This window comes from Nocardiopsis listeri NBRC 13360, from assembly GCF_001570765.1.
Classification (GTDB): domain Bacteria; phylum Actinomycetota; class Actinomycetes; order Streptosporangiales; family Streptosporangiaceae; genus Nocardiopsis; species Nocardiopsis listeri.
This window is the reverse complement of sequence record NZ_BCSH01000067.1, coordinates 1-19,886: the sequence shown is the minus strand read 5'-3', so window position 1 is coordinate 19,886 and position 19,886 is coordinate 1. Positions and strand designations below refer to the sequence as shown.

At 69.6% G+C, this 19,886-nt stretch carries 18 protein-coding genes; 3 read left to right on the top strand and 15 right to left on the bottom strand.

Features of this window, described 5'->3' with window-relative positions; genetic code table 11:
- Positions 1-26: 26 nt before the first annotated feature.
- The 8 genes from NLI01S_RS19815 to NLI01S_RS19780 form a co-directional block, all read right to left on the bottom strand.
- The gene (locus NLI01S_RS19815) at positions 27-1,352 is read right to left on the bottom strand and encodes an ABC transporter substrate-binding protein (RefSeq protein ID WP_067606802.1); all 1,326 of its coding nucleotides are present in this window, start codon (positions 1,350-1,352) and stop codon (positions 27-29) included.
- 23 nt (positions 1,353-1,375) lie between these two features.
- On the bottom strand, positions 1,376-2,452 hold the full coding sequence (locus NLI01S_RS19810; protein ID WP_067606800.1) for a branched-chain amino acid ABC transporter permease: 1,077 nt from the start codon (positions 2,450-2,452) through the stop codon (positions 1,376-1,378).
- Between the two features lie 2 nt (positions 2,453-2,454).
- Positions 2,455-3,306, bottom strand: coding sequence for a branched-chain amino acid ABC transporter permease (locus NLI01S_RS19805; RefSeq protein WP_067606798.1), 852 nt, complete (start codon positions 3,304-3,306; stop codon positions 2,455-2,457).
- Between the two features lie 11 nt (positions 3,307-3,317).
- Positions 3,318-4,037: an ABC transporter ATP-binding protein gene (locus tag NLI01S_RS19800; RefSeq protein WP_067606797.1), complete on the bottom strand. Its 720-nt coding sequence runs from the start codon at positions 4,035-4,037 to the stop codon at positions 3,318-3,320.
- Positions 4,034-4,888 carry an ABC transporter ATP-binding protein gene (locus NLI01S_RS19795; protein WP_067606795.1) on the bottom strand — a complete coding sequence of 285 codons (855 nt, stop codon included), beginning with the start codon at positions 4,886-4,888 and terminating at the stop codon, positions 4,034-4,036. The genes NLI01S_RS19800 and NLI01S_RS19795 overlap by 4 nt, the downstream gene beginning before the upstream one ends.
- A gap of 96 nt (positions 4,889-4,984) precedes the next feature.
- A complete protein-coding gene (locus NLI01S_RS19790) occupies positions 4,985-7,789 on the bottom strand; it encodes a helix-turn-helix transcriptional regulator (protein WP_084392734.1) in 2,805 nt (934 codons plus the stop codon).
- Positions 7,790-8,303: 514 nt separating this feature from the next.
- Complete coding sequence (locus NLI01S_RS19785) at positions 8,304-8,513, bottom strand: DUF397 domain-containing protein (protein ID WP_067606793.1); 210 nt, start codon at positions 8,511-8,513, stop codon at positions 8,304-8,306.
- Positions 8,514-8,524: 11 nt separating this feature from the next.
- On the bottom strand, positions 8,525-9,370 hold the full coding sequence (locus NLI01S_RS19780) for a helix-turn-helix domain-containing protein (RefSeq protein WP_067606791.1): 846 nt from the start codon (positions 9,368-9,370) through the stop codon (positions 8,525-8,527).
- 241 nt (positions 9,371-9,611) lie between these two features.
- Between NLI01S_RS19780 and NLI01S_RS19775 the strand changes: the two genes are divergently transcribed.
- Positions 9,612-10,151 carry an ATP-binding protein gene (locus NLI01S_RS19775; protein ID WP_067606786.1) on the top strand — a complete coding sequence of 180 codons (540 nt, stop codon included), beginning with the start codon at positions 9,612-9,614 and terminating at the stop codon, positions 10,149-10,151.
- Positions 10,148-10,753, top strand: a complete 606-nt coding sequence (locus NLI01S_RS19770; RefSeq protein ID WP_157091082.1) for a hypothetical protein — start codon at positions 10,148-10,150, stop codon at positions 10,751-10,753. The genes NLI01S_RS19775 and NLI01S_RS19770 overlap by 4 nt, the downstream gene beginning before the upstream one ends.
- Positions 10,754-10,822: 69 nt before the next feature.
- Here the strand turns inward: NLI01S_RS19770 and NLI01S_RS19765 are convergent, their stop codons facing one another.
- Complete coding sequence (locus NLI01S_RS19765) at positions 10,823-11,761, bottom strand: carbohydrate kinase family protein (RefSeq protein ID WP_371850623.1); 939 nt, start codon at positions 11,759-11,761, stop codon at positions 10,823-10,825.
- Between the two features lie 44 nt (positions 11,762-11,805).
- Positions 11,806-13,080 carry an AGE family epimerase/isomerase gene (locus tag NLI01S_RS19760; RefSeq protein WP_067606780.1) on the bottom strand — a complete coding sequence of 425 codons (1,275 nt, stop codon included), beginning with the start codon at positions 13,078-13,080 and terminating at the stop codon, positions 11,806-11,808.
- Between the two features lie 232 nt (positions 13,081-13,312).
- On the opposite strand from NLI01S_RS19760, the gene NLI01S_RS19755 reads away from it, so the two are divergent.
- Positions 13,313-13,771: an SDR family oxidoreductase gene (locus NLI01S_RS19755; RefSeq protein ID WP_084392732.1), complete on the top strand. Its 459-nt coding sequence runs from the start codon at positions 13,313-13,315 to the stop codon at positions 13,769-13,771.
- On the opposite strand, the gene NLI01S_RS19750 is transcribed toward NLI01S_RS19755, so the two are convergent.
- From NLI01S_RS19750 to putP, 5 genes are all read right to left on the bottom strand, one after another.
- The gene (locus NLI01S_RS19750; protein WP_067606778.1) at positions 13,764-14,579 is read right to left on the bottom strand and encodes an alpha/beta fold hydrolase; all 816 of its coding nucleotides are present in this window, start codon (positions 14,577-14,579) and stop codon (positions 13,764-13,766) included. The genes NLI01S_RS19755 and NLI01S_RS19750 overlap by 8 nt on opposite strands.
- Positions 14,580-14,686: 107 nt before the next feature.
- Positions 14,687-16,027: an acyltransferase family protein gene (locus tag NLI01S_RS19745; RefSeq protein ID WP_067606776.1), complete on the bottom strand. Its 1,341-nt coding sequence runs from the start codon at positions 16,025-16,027 to the stop codon at positions 14,687-14,689.
- Positions 16,028-16,430: 403 nt separating this feature from the next.
- Positions 16,431-17,261, bottom strand: coding sequence for an ammonia-dependent NAD(+) synthetase (nadE, locus tag NLI01S_RS19740; RefSeq protein WP_067606774.1), 831 nt, complete (start codon positions 17,259-17,261; stop codon positions 16,431-16,433).
- 161 nt (positions 17,262-17,422) lie between these two features.
- The gene (locus tag NLI01S_RS19735; RefSeq protein WP_067606772.1) at positions 17,423-18,007 is read right to left on the bottom strand and encodes a putative glycolipid-binding domain-containing protein; all 585 of its coding nucleotides are present in this window, start codon (positions 18,005-18,007) and stop codon (positions 17,423-17,425) included.
- A gap of 130 nt (positions 18,008-18,137) precedes the next feature.
- Positions 18,138-19,700, bottom strand: a complete 1,563-nt coding sequence (gene putP / locus NLI01S_RS19730; protein WP_067606804.1) for a sodium/proline symporter PutP — start codon at positions 19,698-19,700, stop codon at positions 18,138-18,140.
- Positions 19,701-19,886 lie beyond the last annotated feature (186 nt).

Genomic DNA, 19,886 nt, shown 5'->3' with positions numbered 1-19,886 from the left:
CCAGCGGAGGCCCCCAAAAAACACTACTAGTCGTGGAAGGGCAGGGTGTCCGGCATCAAAGGCTCGAAGTCGGTCTCCTCGATGGCCCCGCCCTCACGGTCGGTGACACGCGGCTCCTGGACCACCTCGATGGAGCCGCCCTCCTGGTACTGGACCACGTACACGCCCTGGTGGCCACCGTGGTCACCGTCGGAGGAGGAGAAGGGCACCGGGCCGGGGCCCTGCCACTCCTGGGACTCCATGGCGTCGATCAGGGACTGCCGGGTGAGATCCTCGCCGGCGGACTTGAGGACCTGGGCGAACATCACGGCCTGGGTCATGCCGAAGACGTGCGTGTTGGTGACGGTGTCGCCCTCGCCGTACTCGTCGTAGATCGAGAGGAAGAACTGTCCCCACTCGTCGTCCTCGTCCTCCACCCGGGGCATGTAGGTGGTGATCAGCATGTCCGACAGGAACGCGTCGGCCGGGACGTCCTCCGAGTCGCTTCCCTCGGTGAACGTCGCGAGCAGACCCTGCAGGGTCGTGGTGTCACCCCCGATGCTGGAGACCACCCACTGGGGTTCGTAGCCGATCCGCGCGGCCTCCAGCATGCCCAGCGCGACGAACGCCGGGATACAGGAGCACACGACGACCTCGGCGCCGGAGCTCTCCATTTCGGCGATCTGCGCGCTCAGGTCGCTGACCTCGGACTCGTAGTGCTCACGAGCGACGACGTCGTCGCTGAGGTACTGGTCGAGCCCGGTCTGGGAGTCCTCACCGACGTCGTCGTTCTGGTACAGGTAACCGACCGACTCGCCGGGGAAGTTCTCGGTGATGTACTCACCCTGGATCTTCGCTTCCTTGGTGTAGTCGGTCTGCCAGCCGTAGGTGAGCGGGTGCTCGTCCGGGTTGTTCCAGGCCAGGGCGCCGGAGGAGGGGAAGATGTCGGGCACCCCCTCCTCGTTCAGGTAGTCCAGGACGCCGCTGTGGGTGGGTGTGCCCAGCCCACCGACCATCGCGAAGATCTCGTCCTCGATGACGAGCTGACGGGTGACGTCGATCGTCTGGGAAGGGTCGTAGACGTCGTCCTCGATCCGGTAGTCGATCTCGCGTCCGTTCACCCCGCCCTGGGCGTTGACGAACTCGAACACGGCCGCCGCCCCCTGGGAGACCGCCAGGTACCCGGCCGACGCCGGTCCGGTCAGGGGTTGGTGGGTTCCGATGACGACGGCGTCGTCGGTGACGCCCGGGGCCACGTCGAGGTCGACCGCGGCGCTGTCACCGACGTCGCCCGCGCCCGTGCAGGCGGTGGCGAACAGGACCAGGGCCAGTCCGGGAGCCAGAAGGGCCCGAGGTCCGGTGCGTGTACGCATGGTTCTCTCCTTTGGAAAGGGGGTTAGGAGTTGCGGGCTCGGAGGCGGGCTCTGAGGCTCTGGAGGGCCCCGTGGACACCCAGGGGCCAAAAGCGGAGGACGAGGATGAGCACGACGCCGAAGAACACGATGGGCAGGTTGTTCTCGGCGTCACGGCTCAGGTCCATGGCCCGTGCCAGGTCGGTCGCCCAGATCTGTAGGTAGACGATGGCGATGGACGCCCACAGGGCGCCCCACAGACTGCCGATACCGCCCAACACCAGCGCGGCGAGCAGGGTCAGTGACAGCACGAGCGTGAAGCTGCTGGGGGTGACGGTGCCCAGGACGTAGGCCTGTAGACCACCGGCCAGACCACCGGCGGTGGAGGCGATGACGAACGCGACCACCTTGGTCCTGCCGACGGGAACGCCGGCCATGGCGGCGGCGGTCTCGTCGTCGCGGATGGCGCGCATCCGACGGCCGAGGCGACCGGCGGAGATGGTGGCGAGTACCGCCAAACCGATGACGACGGTCGTCCACACGACCAGTGCCCGCCATTCGCTGGTGCTGAGGACGCCTTGGAGGAGGGGCGGGACGCCGGCGGTGCGGATGTTGAGCCCGTTGCTGCCGCCGAGGAGGTCGTGGAATCGGTGCGCGAGTCCGGGTAGCCCGACCGCGAGGATGAGGGTGGCACCGGCCAGGTAGGGCCCGTGCAGGCGGGCGGTTGCCGCGCCGACCGCGACGCCGGCGACGATCGACACCACGACGATGACGCCGAGGTTGGCGCTGATCGGCAGCATCGGCTGGTGCAGCACGAGCAGGGCCATCGCGTAGGCGCCGATCATCATGAACGCGCCGTGCCCCAGGGACACCTGCCCGGAGCCACCGACCAGCAGCTGGAGCCCGGCGATGGCGAGCATGGTGTACCCGATGGCGGCGATGCGCAGGGCGGTGAGGTCGCCGGTGACGAACAGCAGTCCGGTGACGACGGCCAGGCCGAGCGCGGCCGCAGACAGGTGTCGGACGGGTAGGGGCAGTGCCGCCCAGCGGGACGGGCCTGGGCCGGCCGTGGTCTCGGTGGGCTCGGTGCGTTTCTCGCGCTGTGCGGTGGGCTGGGACATTGCTACACCTTTCGCGCGGTCGGCCGGGACAGGATGCCGTCGGGGCGCACGCTCAGGACGAGGACGACGATGACGAGGGCGGACAGGGTGGCCAGCTCGGGCCCGAGGTATCCGGACACGTAGGACATGCCGAGACCGATGAGCAGACCACCGATGACCGCGCCGAAGGGGTTGTCGAGGCCGCCGACGACGGCCGCGGTGATCCCGAAGACGAACACCACGTCGAAGACGTTGGGCGAGATGAACGGGGGGCCGGCGAGCATGCCCGCGAGGGCGCCGATCAGGGAGGCGATGCCCCAGCCCGCGGTGAGCATCAGGCCGACCTTGACCCCGCTGAGCCGAGCGGCCTCCGGGCGAAAGGCCGCGGCGCGCATGCGCAGGCCGAGCGGGGTGAACCGGTACACCAGGAAGAGCAGGAGGGCGACGGCGCCCACGGCCGCCAGCGCGAACACGTCCGCGGGCGAGAAGCGGCCCACGTAGCCGAACGCGTAGCTGAACCCGTGCTGTTCGTTGCCCCAGATCATGCCGACACCGCCCTGGATCACCAGAAGGAGTCCGAGGGTGACGATGATGGCGTTGAGCTGTGAGGTCTTGGCGATGGGCCGGATGATGACGCGCTCGACGAGTGCGCCCGCGACCAGCCCCACGATGAGGGCGGCGGCGAACCCGATCCAGTAGGAGCCGGTGAGCTGCGTGATGGTGTAGGCGGCGTAGACCGCCACCAGGGCCAGAGCGGGCTGGGCGAAGTTCACCAGCCGGGTGGCCTGGTAGATGATGACCAGGGACAGTGCGAGGGCCGCGTACGCCGCCCCGGACGCCAACCCGTTCAGGGTCAGGTTGATGAAGTGGGTCATGGGGATCTCCCTCAGAAACCGAGGTAGGCGTGGCGCGTGCGGTCGTCGTTGAGGAGGCTCGCGGAGGGGCCCTCCGCTGCGACGCCGCCCTGATTGAGCACGAACCCGTGGTCGGTGACCGACAGGGCGCCGGCGGCGTTCTGTTCGACCAGGACGACGGTGAGCCCGGTACGGTCGCGCAGGTCGCGCAGCAGGGTGAAGATCTGCCTGGTGATGAGCGGTGCGAGGCCGAGCGAGGGTTCGTCGAGCAACAGCACCTTGGGGCGGGCCATGAGCGCGCGACCGATGGCGAGCATCTGGCGTTCGCCCCCGGACAACGTGCTCGCGGACCTGTTGCGCCGTTCCACCAGGGGCGGGAAGAGTTCCAGGACCTGGTCGAACGTGGTGCGGTCGCGTCGGTCCGAGCGCCACAGGGAACCCAGTCGCAGGTTCTCCTCGACGGTGAGCTCGACGATGACGCCGCCGCCTTCGGGCACGTGGGCCAGCCCGCGGGTGATGACCTTCTCGGCCGGCAGCCGGGTGATGTCCTCACCTTCGAGCAGCACTCGGCCGGAGGTGGCGCTGTGCAGTCCGGTGAGGGTGCGCAGCAGGGTGGTCTTGCCCGCGCCGTTGGCGCCGAGCACCGCGCAGAGTCCCCGGCCTGAGACGTCCAGGCAGACGTCGTCGAGGGCGCGGACGGGACCGTAGTGGGCGGTCAGCCCTTGGATGGACAGGAGGGGTTCGGCGCTCATCGGGCGGCTCCGTTCCGTCGCGTTCCGTTGAGCCCCTGGTCGACGGCGACGGGTCCACCGTCGGTCGGTGTCTCGTCGGCGGGGGTGCCGAGGTAGGCCTGGGTGACGACGGGGTCGGCCCGCACCTGGTCGGGGGTGCCGGCGGAGATGACCTTGCCGAAGTCGAGGACGAAGATGTGGTCGCACACGTCCATGACCAGGTCCATGTGGTGTTCGACGAGGACGACCGCCATGTCCCGGCTGAAACCGCGGATCTGTTCGGCGAGGGCGTTCATCTGCCGCCCGGACAGGCCGCCGGCGGGTTCGTCGAGGAGAAGCAGTTCCGGCTCGCCCACGCAGGCGCGGGCCAGGGCGACCTGCTTCTGCACGCCGTAGGGAAGGGTGCCGGGCAGGCGCGCGGCGTACTCGGCGATACCGAACCGTTCGAGGGTCGCCAAGGCACGCTCTCGGAGCTCCCTCTCGTCCTTGTGGTGTCGGCCGAGCCCGCTGATCAGGGAGAACGGGCCACCGCCCGCGAGCCGGTCCGCCCCGACCATGACGTTCGCGATCACGGGCATCATCGGGAAGAGGTTGAGCCCCTGGAAGGTGCGGGCGATGCCGGCCTTGGCCAGGTGGTGGGTGCGGCGTCCGGGCGGTGGTTGTCCCTTCCAGGAGATGGTCCCGGCCGTGGGGCGCAGGACCCCGGACAGGACGTTGAACAGGGTGGTCTTGCCCGCGCCGTTGGGGCCGATGAGTCCGACGACGGAGCCCGGCGCGACGTGGAGTCCGACGTCCTCGAGCGCGGTGAGGCCTCCGAAGCGCACGGTCACCCCGTCCGCTCTCAGGAGGTGTTCCGGTGCTGTCGTTTTCATGACTGCCTTTCTGGTGACGGGCCGGACGTACCGACCGGTCGGCACGTTACGGTGATCCGTCCGCCCCATCGCGTCCGGACCGGGATGCCTCCCCCTTCAGTTGAAGAGGCGGGCCAGATCCACCCGGGACCTGATGTTGAGCTTGCGGAAGATGCCGCGTAGGTGGTGCTCCACGGTGCGCGGGCTGATGAACATGTGCGCGGCCACCTCACGGTTGGTGGCGCCTTCCGCGACCAACCGTGCGATCTGCTGTTGTTGCGCGGTCAGCTCCCCGGTGGGTGGTGTCTCGGGTCCGCGTTCGGAGGTACCGATGGCGCGCAGCTCGGCGCGGGTCTGCCGGACCCACAGCCGCGCCCCGAAACGTTCGAAGGTCTCCAAGGCGTTGTACAGGTGCTCGCGGGCCCGGCCGGGCAGGCGTCCCCGTCGCAGGTGGGCGCCGAACAGCAGCTGGGTGCGCGCGTGTTCGACGTCGTCGTCACCGCAGGCCCGGTGCAGGGCCAAGGCGGTCCCGAAGTGGTCGGTCGCCTCCTCGCCCGTGGTGAGGAGGCCGTCCCCGCGCGCGGCCAAGGCCAGGGCGCTCGGGCTGTCCACGGACTCGGCCCAGCCCCGGTATCCGGCCAGGGAGGCGCGTGCCCACTCCGTCTCGCCCATGCGGACCGCCGCCTCCACGAAGTGCGGGGCGGTGAGCAACCGCATGGTGGGGTGCCCGTTCCCGGGTCCGGCGTGCACCAGGGAGCGCAACCGGAAGAAGGCGTCGGCGGCGTTGCCTCGGGACAGTTCCAGGACCGCCAGCGCCCAGGAGGCCAGGGCGGCGGGAAGACCAAGGCTGTTCTCCCCGGCCTGGGTGGCGACCGCACGTGCGCGGATCCGGCAGGTTTCGACGTCGCCCTGGATGGCGGCGATCATCGCCAGTGACGCCAGGTTCTGGGTCGCCCAGATGGACTGCCCGGTCTCCCGGGAGGCCCTCAACCCTTCCAGAGCGGTCCCGGCGGCGGAGGGGAAACGCCCGCTCCAGAACTCGGAGAAGACGAGGAAGGCCAGGGCCGAGGGGGCGAAGGTGTGCTCTCCGCGAGCCCGGGCGTTCTCCGCCGCGCGTGAGGTCACGCTGCGGACGAAGGGCGCGTCGCCCAGTCGCAGACCGCAGATGCCGGCCCACACCAGCTCCGTGGGGGTGGACACCTCGGCGGAGAGCCGGACCGCCTCTCGCAGCAGCGGCGTGGACCCGGGGTAGTCGCCCCGGAAGGAGATGCTGCACCCCTCCAGGTACGCCGAGGTCAACCGCATCGGGGTGGGGTCGTCCGGTCGCACCAGACGGACCGCCAGGTCGGCGGCGCGGTCGTGGCGTACCGGGTCGCCGGCGTAGGAGGCGCTGTCGGCGGCGCGGGCCAGCGCACGCAGGGCCAGGTTCCGGTCGTGCGGGGCCAAGTCGCGGCCGATCTCGAACAGGCGCTCGGCGGCGTCGATGGCGTTGGAGTCGCGCATCCGCGACTGGGCGTCGATGAGGTCGATGATGGCCCGGCGTCGGTCCGAGACGGCGAGTGGCCTGGCCTGAGCGAGCAGCCGGGACGCCCGGCCCGTGTCCCCGGCGAGGTAGGCCTTGTGGGAGGCGCTGGAGAGGCGACATGCGCGCTCGTCCGCCTCCGGGGTGAGTGCGGCGGCGCGTTCGCTGGTGAGTGAGGCCGCCAGCGGGCCCTCCAGGCGTCTGGCGCGACGCGCGGCGACCGCGACCCGGTCGGCCAGGTCGGTGTCGGGGGCCCGGGCCCCCTGCGCGGTGTGCCGGGCGAACTCCACCGGCGCGAACTCGGGATCGGTGACGGCGGCCAGGGAGCGATGGGCGGCGCGAAGCCGGCCGATGGGTGTGCCCTGGGGGATCGTGTCACGCAGCAGCGGATCCGTGAAGGTGACTGTGTCGACGTCCACGACGACCAGGCCGCGTTCCTCGGCGGGCTCCAGGACGGAGATGGTCGAGTCGGGTCCGGCGGCCGCCAGGACCAGGTGGAGTCGGGGGTCGGCGGACAGGGCGGCGAGCAACAGCACGTCCCGGGTGCCGTCGGGCAGCGCGACGTACGGGGCGAGGAGCGCCGAACGGAGCCGCGCCGGGAGGGGTGGTGGTTCGGGTAGCGCCTTCTCGCCCTGGACCTGGGCCGTGCTCAGTCCGCCGAGGAACCCGAGCAGCGCGGCGGGGTTGCCGTGGCAGGCGCGCACGAGTGCGGAACGGACCGAGGAGGCCAGGTGGGCCGGCGCCCGGTCGGTGAGCAGGTCGTGGACGGCGCGGTCGCTCAACGGGGCGAGCGGGTGTTCGGTGACGCCGTGGACGACGGGTTCGCGGGCTCCGTTGCCGGTGGGGCCGGGGACGACCTGGGCGTCGGTGGGGTTGCCGCGCCCGTCCTGGGCGGCGAAGAGGAGGGCGACGGCGGTGCCCGTGAGCCGCCGGGCGGTGAAGGCGAGGGCGTCGAGTGTGGGGGTGTCGAGCAGGTCTGCGTCGTCGACGCAGATGAGGAGGGGCTGCTCCGCGGCGATCAGGGAGACCAGGTCGAGGAGGGCGGTGGAGAGGGCGAACCGGTCGGACTCGGCGACGCCTCCTCGGGTGACGGCCTCTCGGAGGAGGTCGCGTCGGTCCTTCCCGAGCCGGTCCAGCGCGGCTTCGACGGGTCTGAGGAGTCGGTGCAGCCCGGCGAGGGGGATGTCCGACTCGTCGGCGACACCGGCCACGTGCAGGACGGTGAAATCACCGGCGATGGTGCGGGCGTGTTCGAGGAGGGTGGTCTTGCCGAGGCCGGGGCCGCCGGTGAACAGCATGGACACACCTCGTCCGGACCTCGCGTCGCCCAGTGCGTCGGCGAGTGTCCGCTGTTCGGCGTCCCGTCCGCGAAGACGTGGACCGGGGGGATCCGTGTACATGTGTGCCACGTGTCACACCGTTGCACAGAGGGACCCGGTTCCGGCAGGTTCGACCAGGCACACTGGTCGTTTCACCGATGCCCGTACCGAGTCGCACGAGGCACCTCGCACCAGGGGTTCACGGGAGCGAAAGAGGGCCTCACGAAGAGGCCTTGGAGGTCTTGTAACCCTTACTCCACCTGTGGTTCCACCGCTTCGCCCCGAAGAGGCCGGCGGCCCGCCTCCACCCTCGAAAGCCCCCTGGGCACCGCTCGAACACGGCCGCCCGGGTTATCAAGACGTTACGTGCGGGCAACACCCAACCCGCGAAACAGGCAAATAGGACACATGCCACCATCGGTGGCTTTCCACTGCCTTTGGGAGGCCGGTGCGTGTTCTCGGATGGCACGAGGTGGGCGCGTTCGCAGAGGCCCCACGAGTCGAAGGAGCCACGCGCGGGCCATCCCTGGCCGTCGTGTTTCCACAGCCTGTGGACAACGGGCCCACCCCGGCCCGCGCCCCTGCTCGTCTTCGGTCAGCGCAGGTCGCTCTTGGCGGTGTGGAGGAAGGCGTTCCACTCGGCCCGGTTGTAGATCAGCGCACCCAGCTCACGGTTCTGGGTGTCGCGGACAGCGGCACCGGTCGGCCAGTCCGCCACCTCGACGCAAGCGGTCTGGCTGGCGCTGTAGCTCGCCTTCCTCCAGTTCGCTGCGCTGGAAATGCTGACCTGGTGCTTTGGCGTCATCGCTCGTCTCTCTACAGTTCCTTGCGGATGCTGGATAGCAAGGTCCGCAGCATGTTGCCACCGACCCCTGCCAACCGAAGCTGGTTGAAGATCATCTCGTGGCTGCGTAGATCTTCGGAGTTCTCAAGGAAAAGATTACTCCGGTAACCCTCCACGTATACGGTTGAAAGCCCGTTCTGAGGCAGCCTGAGAATCATGAAGGTCGGCACGACCATGCCGACATGCGCGCCCGCTTCGTGCGGTATCACCTGAAGAGTGATTCTGGGGTGTTCGGACAGCTCCAACAAGTGCGTGATCTGTTCACGCATGACCTCCATGCCTCCCACCTGCTGGCGGACTGCACTTTCACCGAGGATCACCCACATATTGGGGCCGTCTCCAGCCAGGTTCTGACTAACGCGTTCATGCCGAACTTCGATCTGTCGTTCAAGTTCGTCCGCCGTCACACTGCTGTCTACCCCGCTGATGATGGCGCGGGCGTAGTTCTCGGTTTGGAACAGGCCGGTGACGACTGTGCTGGTGTAAGCCTCGATCTCAGAGGCGCTGGCTTCCAAGCCGATGAAGGTTCCGTAGCGCTGTTCCAAGTCGTAGGACTGCCACCAGCCGCGCTTGCCGGCCTGTCGTCGTAGCTGGAGCAGGGCTTCGGATTCCCGATCGGGGAGTTCGTAGTGCCGCGCCAGCTGTCGCAGTTCCTTCTCTCTGGGCACACGCTCGGCGGACTCCCACCGGCTCACCGTGGAGGTAGTCACCTCAAGGACCTTCGCGACCTGGGTGATCGTCAGCGCGTGCTGTGCGCGTAGCTGTTGGAGTTCGCGGCCCAACTGCCATTGGGCGACGGTGGGGCTTGCTATCGACATGAGGTCATCCTACATAATTAGAGTTGCCAATTAGCCTTGCCAAGCAGGTCACGCAGAGTCATACTCTGACTATGGCTAGTTCTCCCCGCTGGCGCAGGGGATTGCGCAGAACAGCGAGTACGGACTGGCCGCCCTTCGCGGGCAACATGTCCGACGTCGGACATGAAGAAGGCCCTGACGGGTGCTATCACCACCCGCCAGGGCCAGCCGACAACCAACCCTTCAACCAGGAGTTGCCGACATGTCCATTCTCCCTGAAATCCCCACGCCCGCCTACCCGGGGCGGCGCTGGCAAGCCCGCCACTACCCCGGAAACCCGTCCACCTGCACCCGCTTCCGGGCAGAACTGCGCTCTGACCTGCACGCTCTGGCCGGGGTCCCCCGCCCTCTGGCCGAGGACATCGAGTTGTGCGCCGGCGAAGCCTTCGCCAACGCCGTCACGCACTCGCGTTCCCAGCGGCCCGGGGGCACGGTGGTCCGGTTGCTCTCCACCCCGCTCGTGATGGGGCGTGAGACCACGGTGCGGTTGTCGGTCATCGACGACGGACCCCTGGACGCCCGTCCGGTGTGCCCGCCGGCCCGGCGTTCCATCGAGGAATGGGAAGAGGCCGAATCCGGGCGCGGCCTGTTGCTCATCCACCAACCGGCCAGTGAGTGGGGCACCCAACGGTGGGCCGATCCGGCTTTGCCCGCCGTGCTCGGCACCGTGCTGTCGGCCGAATTCACCTACCCCACCCCCACCGCCTCGACCACCACTTGCGTTTGCGGGGGTGGGCGATGAGCAACGCGACCATACCCATGGACCTGCGCCGAGTCCTGGACGCACCCCGAGGCCACCGGTTCAGCCACACCCCACATCGCCCTGGCACCCGACCTGTACCGCGTCCCGCACAGCACCCGCCGGCCGCAACCACGCCTGACCCGCTGCCGCCGCTGGTTTCGCTGGGACGCACCCCCAGGGAACGCGCCCTCCTGGCCCACATGCCCGACACCCCCGGACTACGCCGACGCCTCGAACGCGGAGACCTACCCGAATGGATGCGCGTCGCCGCCGCCCGACGAGCCGAAGAACCCGACCGGCCCCAACAGCCCCCGTGGTGGCACGACCAGGTACCCGACCGCACCCCCGCACCGGAACCGGCCCGGGAACCCGACAAGGACATCGAACCCACCGAAGAAGCCGAGCCCGCTCACCCGCTCCCGATCCCGCACCCACGCCGAGAACAGGCACCGCCTCCGCCGCTGCCGCGCAGGTCCGACCACCCCCGCCGTCCGGCGAGCCACCGCAAACCCCGCCGCCGCATCGGCCATCTTCTGACCGGCTACGCCCTGGCCGCCATCGCCGGCGCCGCCGTCCAACCCCTGATCACCCTGCTCGGTTGACCCACCAGAACCCACCGAAAAGGCCGCACCGGGCACACGGGGCCCGGTGCGGCCGGGGGCCTGCGAACGCTATCCGGCCGTGGCCCGGGCCAAGGCGGCGTTCAATTCCTCCCTCGTGGGCGGCTCGGCACCCTCCCGGGTGACCGTGTGCGCGGCCGCCGTGGCCGCGTGCGTCAACAGCGCCTCCAAGTCCGCCTCCGTCAGACCGGCCAGACGTTCCCGGGGCGAATCCCCCAACCGACCGTCCAGGTCCAACCGGTGCAGGAGGGCGCCCATGAACGAGTCACCCGCGCCGACGGTGTCCACCACCTCCGTCTTCGGGGCCGACACCGAGGCCGACACTCCGTGGGAGAGGGCGAAGGCGCCCTCGGCTCCCCGGGTGACCACGACCAGGGCCGGGCCGAGTGCCGCCAGGGCCGAGGCGGCCTGTTCCAGGGTGTGGTCGGGGTAGAGGTAGTCGAGGTCCTCGTCGCTGGCCTTGACCACGTGCGCCTGGGCGGCGTGCCGCAGGGCCAGGGCGCGGGCGTCGGACCGATCACCGATCACAGCCGCGCGAATGTTCGGGTCGAGTGTGATGGTCACCCGGCCCCGCCCGTGTTCGCGACGCAGCAGGGCCTCGATGAGGGAGGCTCCGGGTTCACGGAACAGAGCGATCGAGGCGGCGTGCACCGCGACGACCTCGGGTTCCAGGGTCTCGGGCAGCTCATCGGATCGCCAACGCCAGTCGGCGGCGTCGTCCATCCGGAAGTCGTAGCTCGCCGACCCGTCCGCGGCCAGGGTGGCCAGGGCCAGGGCGGATGGTTCGTCCGCGTCGACGAGTCCGGCCGGATCCAGCCCTTCACCCAGGAGGCGTTCCCGGATCATCGACCCGAACCCGTCGGAGCCGATCCGGGCCAGGAGCCGGGTGGGCAGACCCAGTCGGGACGCGGCGACCGCCGTGTTGGCGGGACCACCACCGGGGGCCGCCCACAGGGCCTGAGGGCCGTGCCGGGTGGGCAGCAGGTCCATGACGTTCTCCCCGACCACCACGAGTCGGGCGGGTGCCGGCTCGTTCACTCCGCACCCCCGTCGACATCACGGGCGGGCAGGGCGGCCGCGAGCGAGGTGGACAGACCGATCTGGGGCAACAGCACCGCCTGGTAGGCGTGGTAGACGTCCGGTTTGCCCGCCCACACCGACCCCGACGGCCGATTCTGCGGATCCAACTCGTGCCACCAACTCCCGTTCTCCCGGTCCACGTGGTGCCGGTCGGCGTAGGCCCACCAACGGTCCAGGTGCTCGGTGTACTTCTCCCCGCCGGTGCGTTCGGCCAGGACCCACGCGGCCATGGTCGCCTCCGCCACCACCCAGTGCATGCGCTGCCGCACTACCGGTCGGTCCTGCCAGTCGAGCGTGTAGACGAACCCCTCGGCCCCGTCGACGTTCCAGCCTCGTCGGACGGCATTGTCGAAGAGGAGTTCGGCGTCGGTGAGCAGCCAGTCCGGCACCGGTTCGCCGGCCCGTTCCAGGGCGAGTTCTAGGTGCACCAGCAGCCGGGCCCATTCGAGCAGGTGACCGGTGGTACTACCGAACGGCCGGAAGGGGTGGTCCGGGTGGTCCCGGTTGTAGTCCGGAAGGGGTGTCCAGTCCGGGGTGAAGTGCTCGGGCAGCCGCCAGTCGTGGTCGGCGGCCACCCCGTGGATCAAACGCTCGGCGATCGCGAGCGCTCTACGGGTCCACAGGGTGGCGCCGGTGACGTCGGCCGCGGCGAGGAAGGCCTCCACGCAGTGCATCGCGCTGTTGGCGCCACGATAGGGCTCGGTAGTGGTCCAGTCGGCGTCCCAGCTCTCCCGAACGCACTCGGCGTCGGGTTCCCAGAACCTCTCCTCTATGACGCCGAGGGCCTCGTCCAGCAGGGCACGTGCCCCCGGACGTCCGGCGTGGGCGGCGCTGGCGGTGGCCAGGACCACGAAGGAGTGCGGGTAGGCGGCCTTCTCCGGCAGCGCTTGGGAGCGCTCCCGAAGACTTCTGGGATCTCCGCCCTCCGGCACCTCCTCGAACCATCCGCCCAGCTCCGCGTCGCGTAGCGGACCCGCCAGTGCGGCCAGCCCGTGATCGGCGAGATCGGCGGCGTTGGGGACCCCTCGCAGGTGCGCCAGGGAGAACACGTGGGTCATGCGCGAGGTGATCCAGGCGGCGGTCGCGCGTTCGGGCTCCACCCCGCCCTTCGCGTCCAACCAGCCGAAGCCCTCCGGGACCGCGGCCCCGGAAGCGAAGCCCACCAGGCCTCGCTCCTGCTCCCTCAGCCACACGGCCCCTCCCGGGACCGGGTGTGTCGATGCGGTCAAACCAGTGCCTCCTCGGGGAGTTGTTCCGCGCGCAACGCTATCCCGCACCGACCACCTCGGGAAAGACCAAGGGGCCGGGTGAATCGGCCCGAAGCCGGGGCGGTCGCCCACGATGTCCGGTCCAGACCCGTGTGCGGGTTCGAAAAGCGATGGCGTTCTCACCGAACGGGTGACAGAAGTGCCGCCGTCCGAGGAAGCACCACACCGCGCACCCGACCGACAGGAGACGAACATGGGCCACCCTCTCCCCGACCCACCGTACGCGCGGGACCCGCTCCCCCTCCCCGTGAACGTGTCGCCCTGGTCACCGGCGCCGGCCGACGTGAGGGCATCGGCTACGCGGTCGCTCGCCGCCTGCGTGGCCTGCGTGGCCTGCGTGATGCTCCACCGCTTCCGCCCGTACGACGAGTCGCACCCCTGGGGCGGGGACGGAACCCTCCCCCAGATCACCCCCACCATCACGGCGGAACCGGGGCCACGCGGCATCACCGTCAACACGGTCGACCCGGGTCCGGTGCAGACCGGCTACATCGAGGGGGAACTCCTGGAACGGGTGGTGCCCATGTTCGCGCTGGGGCGGTTGGGTGAACCGGACGACCCCGCACGGCTACTGTCCTGGCCGGCCACCGACGAGGCGGCGTGGATCACCGGCCAGGTGATCGGCTCCGAGGGAGGGTTCCGGTTCACCTGATCCGAGCGACCAGCCGATCTGCGGCGTTACAGGTCCATCTGATCTGTTCGGCCACCGCGAGCGGGTCGTCGGCCATCGGGATGTGACCGGCCCCGAGCAACGACACCATGCGGGCCGACGGAACCCGCTCGTGGGCGTGCCGCGCGCTGGAGGGCAGCAGGGTCCGGTCGTGGTCGCCCCAGGCGATCGTGACCGGACAGTCGATCGGGCGCGAGACGAAGTCGTACTCGGCGATCTTGGGCACCATGCGCACGTACGGGGCGCCGGGTTCGAGCCCCCGCACACCGAACCTGGTGGCCTTCGCCTCCGGGGAGGAGGGGTCCCCGCGCAGGGCGACCCGGGCCGCCGCCCGGGCGGGCGGGGTGTCCGCCAGACGCTCCTTGATCGGCATCGGGATCCGGGTGGCCAGGTTGGCGACCATCCCCACGGTGCGCATGCCCCAACGTGCGAGGTTGTCCGAGAACCCCGCGGGTGAGAACACCGTGACCGAACCGGCGACCCCCTGGACGCCCAACTCCAACGCGATCGAACCACCCAGCGAGTTGCCCGCCAGGTGCGGGTGCTGGAGGCCGTGCAGCGCGCAGAACTCCCGGACCACCCGCACGAGGCCGTGCACGTCGTAGGGCTCGTCCCTGGCGGGCGCCGGCGACTCACCGAAACCCGGCAGGTCGATGGAGACCACCTCGTAGTCGGCCACCAACTGCGGCGCCACGGCCCGCCAGCTCTGCCTGCGGTCCCCGAGTCCGTGCAGGAGGACGATCGGTCGTCCACTGCCGTGTCGTTCGTAGGCGATGTGTCTGGGGTCCATTGGTCGTGTCTACCCTGGCGCGCCCGGCGCGCCACACCGTTCGGGTGTGGATCTGGACAAGAGGTGGCCTCCCGTCGACGCTCCGCGCCGGCCGATTCACCCGGTGGTCAGGCGCCGACCGCTTCGCGTACGGTTTCCCGCACTCGGGCGCGCGGTGCGGCGGTGAGCAGTAGACCGCAGATGACCGCGATCAGACCGAGCACCGGCAGCGGACCGAATCCGAGGCCACCCACCGTCAGGACCAGCAGCCCCCCACCGATCAGGGCCGCGGCGGCCAGCACCCGGATCAGGCCGGGATCGCCCTTGAGCATCCGTGGTGGCTCCTCGAAGCGCACCGCCCAATGCGTCAACGGCAGGATGAGCGGGATCAACACCACCATCCCGAGGACGCCCCACAGCAGCCACAGACCGGTCATCGGTTCGGGGGTGTCGATGCCCAGACCGAAGACCAGCACACCGGCGACGACACTGATCGGCAACATGTGCCAGAGGTACACGGTCATCAACTGCGGGCTGATCCGGTCCATCATCCGCGCGAGCCCTGGTCGGTTCACCCAGGCGGAGATCACGTCGCGCAGCAGCACGGAGACGCCGATCTGGAGGGCCCCCAGCGCCGCCAGGACGAGGGTGGGCGGGGCGACGTTCGAGGTCTCGGCCGCGAACACCCCCGTCATGTTCAGCGAGTACGGACCGAACCAGGCCAGCAGCAGAGCGGCCGCGCCACCCACGACGGCCAATCCGGCGGCCTGTGCCTTGCCGATCGAACCGGTCGCGTATCGGAACCCCATCTGGTGCACGCCCAGCCAGACGAACGCCACGTTCAGGTAGCCGAGCCACTCGACCCCGGAGTTGAACCGAAGCGTGTCCACGACCACCGCGCAGGCGAGCAGTACCGCCGGAACCCACCAACCGAACCGCTTCTGCGCGGCGACCAGCAACGGCGTGGCCATGACCACGATGACGTAGGAGGCCAGGAACCACAGGATCATGCCCGCGGCACCCGCGCCGACCAGGACCGGCTGCGCCGGCGCCCCACTCAGGACGATCAGGTGGCAGGCCACGATCCACACGACCGCGAGGGGCACCACCGGCCAGGCGAGCCGGCGTAGCCGCTTGGCCCACCACACCCGGGCGTGTTCGCCCCGTCCCGAGGCCGAACGCCAACTCAAGTAGTTGGCGGCGCCGCCCACGAAGAAGATCAAGGGCATGACCTGGGAGATCCAGGTGAGCGCGAAGCCGCCCTCGGAGCTGAGCACGCTGCCCGCGGACAGCTCGCCCTGGGTCTGCACACTGAGCACCGGAAGCCACCAGTGCTGACTCACCACCAGGACCATGACGAACAGACGCAGTACGTCGAGGAAGCGGTCGCGGGTGCGTGGCGCGGGCGCGGCGGCCTCGGCTGCGGTGGTGGGCGGTCGCCCACCCGCGGGTTCGACGGTCATGGTCATCGGTATGTCGCTCCTTGGTCGTCCCGCACGACCGGTGAGCGCACGAAGGCGCCCATTGGTCGCGGTGACCGGGATACAGGGGGTGTCGACACGTCCCCGCGGAGGCCCTGGAGTGAGACCGCGAGTGGCACTCGATGACGCGTCGTCGAAAACGACCCTAGGCGCGGAGGCCGTTCGGTCGCGATGGCGCAGGAACCCCTCCTCGGCGGCGCCAGACCCACCCACCGGGGTGGGGCCTGCACCACCTTGCATCCGAGAGGACGGTTGCCGGAAGGGCTTGGAGAGAAAATACCCGATCCGCGGCCCACCGGTCAGATGCCTGTGGATAACGATGCCGGGACCATGGCACCACCGACCGGCGGGCCGCGCCCGTGAAGGCGACGGCCGAAAGGGACTGCGGCGGTCAGGGAGCGGTCGGCATGGCCCGCTTGTGGGCGGTGGAGCGGTAACGGCCCACCAGGAGACGGGTCACCTCGTCGTCGACGGGCAGTCCCTCCAGGAAGTCGTCGATCTGCTCGTAGGTGAGGCCGAGGGACTCCTCGTCCGGCTTCTGCGGGGTGAGTGTCTCCAGGTCGGCGGTGGGCACCTTGTGGACCAGGTCCTCGGGGGCGCCGAGCGCCGCGGCGACCGCGCGCACCCGGCGCTTGGTGAGCCCGGCCAGCGGGACCAGGTCGGCCGCGCCGTCGCCGTACTTGGTGAAGAACCCGGTGACGGCCTCGGCGGCGTGGTCGGTGCCGACCACCAGACCACCCAGGCCACCGGCCACGGCGTACTGGGCGATCATCCGTTCACGGGCCTTGACGTTGCCGACCACGAAGTCCTCGGCGGCGCCGTCCGCGTAGCTCATACCGGAACCATCGAGGGCGGACGCCATCGCGTCGGTGGCGGGCCGTACGTCCACGGTGAGGCAGCGGTCGGGTGCGTCGAACTCGACGGAGCGGACGGCGTCCTGCTCGTCCTTCTGGATGCCGTAGGGCAGGCGCATCGCCACGAACTCGGCCTCGTGCCCGGACTCACGGGCACGGTCCACGGCCAGTCGGCACAGTCGCCCCGCGGCGAGCGAGTCGACACCACCACTGATGCCCAGCACCAGAGCGCGCGCTCCGGTCGTGGTGAGCCTCTCGGTGAGGAAGGCGACACGGCGCTCGATCTCGGCGTCGACGTCGAAGTCGGCGGGGACCCCGAGGTCGCGGATGATCTCGTCGCGCGCCCGGCTCGAATCGGTCTCGGTCACGTGTGCTCCCTCGATGTACTGCGGCTGTTCCCCTCGATTATCGCCCGCCTCGTGTTACGTGCGGGTTTCCAGGGTCGGCGCTTCGATAATCCCCGCTCCCGGCGTCCGTTCGATCCCCTCGGGATCGAGTGGTCGTCGCGGAAGGGAAGGCGTCGAGGGGGTCAGGAACCGGGGTGGATCCTGCGGGCGAAGCGTTCGTAGTCCACCACCACACCGTCCCCGTCCACGGACATCCGGTACTCGCCGTGCAGGGGGTCTCGGTACGTGTACCACTCCAGGCCGCCCTCGGCCGCGTGCCGGATGTAGCGCTGGCGAACACGTCTGACACGCAGGGAGGGGACGTCGATCCACACGACCGTGATGTCGCGGTGCTCCCCCGGTCTCAGGCCCAGTCTGCGGATGGGGAGGGTGTTGGTGAGCGGCGTGGCGGCGACGTCGACGTCGAGGCAGCCCACCAGTTCGTGCAGTGCACGGCCGTTGCCATCGCTCCAGTGGCCGCTTTGGGCCCGGAGGGTGAGCGATTCCGTGCCGCCGGCGGAAAGAACCTCGGCGCGGACCTCCGTGGTCGCCCAGGCCAGGTCCGTTCGCACGGTGAAACGGGTGAAGAACCGGCCCCCGTCCTCGACGACGGTCTCCCCGGCCTCCAGGCGGAAACCATCGGGCTCGGGCAGGAGGGTGCCGAGCCCCAGCCCTTCGGGGACGTCGGTGCGGGTCCAGGCTGCCGGGTGTTCCGTCGGTGACGACATGTCACCGTTCTACCGCTCCGGGACCGGCGGACGCCAGAGCGCGGCCGGGCCCGTGCCGCACGCGACACGGGCCCGGAAGCCGTTCGTTACAGGACCTGTGGACTCTTGACGGTCCGGTGTCCCGACGGACTCAGGCGGTGGGGGTGGGCTCTTCGTCCCTGCCACCGTTCTTGAGCTCGGCCTCGACGCGGTCGAAGTCGGCCTCCATCTGCGGGCTGACCTTGCCCAGGCCGTTGAAGACGACCATGCAGAGGAAGCTGAGGATGACCGCGGGGACCATGGCGTACAGGCCCCAGCCCAGGAAGGCCTCGTCGATGAAGTCCCAGAGGATGGCCATGCCACCGCCGGCGACCATGCCGGCGAGGGCGCCCGCCCAGGTCATGCGCTTCCAGAAGACGGCCATGAGGAGCACCGGACCGAAGCCCGCGCCGAACCCGGCCCAGGCGTAGCCGACCAGGTCCATGACCGAACTGTTACCGAACAGGGCGACCAGGGCCGCGACGATGGCGACCACCACGACGGTGCCGCGGCTGACCCACAGGAGGAGGCGGGGGCCCGCGTCCTTGTTGATGAAGCCCTTGTAGACGTCTTCGGTGATGGCCGAGGCGGCGACCAACAGCTGGGAGTCGGCCGTGCTCATGACCGCGGCCAGGATGGCGGCCAGGAGGAGCCCGGCCACCGCCGGGTGGGAGAGGCCCTCGATCAAACGCGGGAAGACCTGTTCCGGATCACCGAGCGGGGTGTCGAAGTAGGCGATGCCGATGAAGCCCACCAGGACCGCGAGGACCATGGCGGAGACCGCCCAGCCCACGCTGACCACGGCGGCCTTGGGGATGTCCTTCACCGAGCGGATCCCCATGTAGCGGGCGAGGATGTGCGGCTGGCCGAAGTAGCCGAACCCCCACGCCAGCCCGGAGATGACGACGACCCAGCCGAAGGACTCGGCGCTCACCCAGGCGCCCAGGTCGGCGTCCAGGGAGGTTCCACCGAACGCGGACATCAGACCGTCGGCCTTGGCACCGACTCCGTCCGCGAGCCCGCCGAACCCACCCAGGAGCGAGATGGCGAGCACCGGGACGATGAGCAGGGCCAGCCACATCATGACGGCCTGCACCACGTCCGTGTAGGAGACCGCGAGGAATCCGCCCAGGACGGTGTAGAGCACCACGATGCCCACACCCAGCGCGATGGCGGGTGCGGGCGAGAGCCCGAAGATCATGTCGAAGAGCGAGGCCATCGCCACGAGGCCGGAGGCGACGTAGAAGAAGTAGAAGACGATGATCAGGATGGCGGAGACCCCGCGCAGCAATCGGGTGGGGTCGTTGAAACGGTTCTCCATGAAGGAGGAGAGCGTGAGGGAGTCGGCTTCCCCACCGGATCGGGCGTCGGTGACCCGCTCGGTGTAGACGCGGAGTCGCGGAGCGAGAAGGATCCAGCTACCGGCGAAACCGGAGGCCAGCCCGACCGCGATCCAGGCCTCGCCGAGGCCTGATACGTAGATGGCTCCGGGAAGCCCCAGCAGCAGCCAACCACTGAAGTCACTGGCGTTGGCGCTGAGGGCGGTGACCCAGCTGTTGAGTTGCCGGCCGCCGAGCACGAAGTCGGACTGAGAGACGGTGCGCTTGTAGACCCAAAGGCCGATCGCGACCATCCCGACGAGGTACACACCGAAGGTCAGGATCGACCAGATCATGGAGTCGTTCAACCGTCCCCTCCTTTCCCTGGAAAACGCCAACGTCGGACCGTTATGCGTCACTTATGTGGAACAGACAGATCATCACCTCGACTCGCCCGGACCACAATGCCCGTGTGTGGAAAAACACCCGTTCGAGACCTCTCCGAGTCTTCGACCAGGAACAATTGTCCGGCCCACCACCGA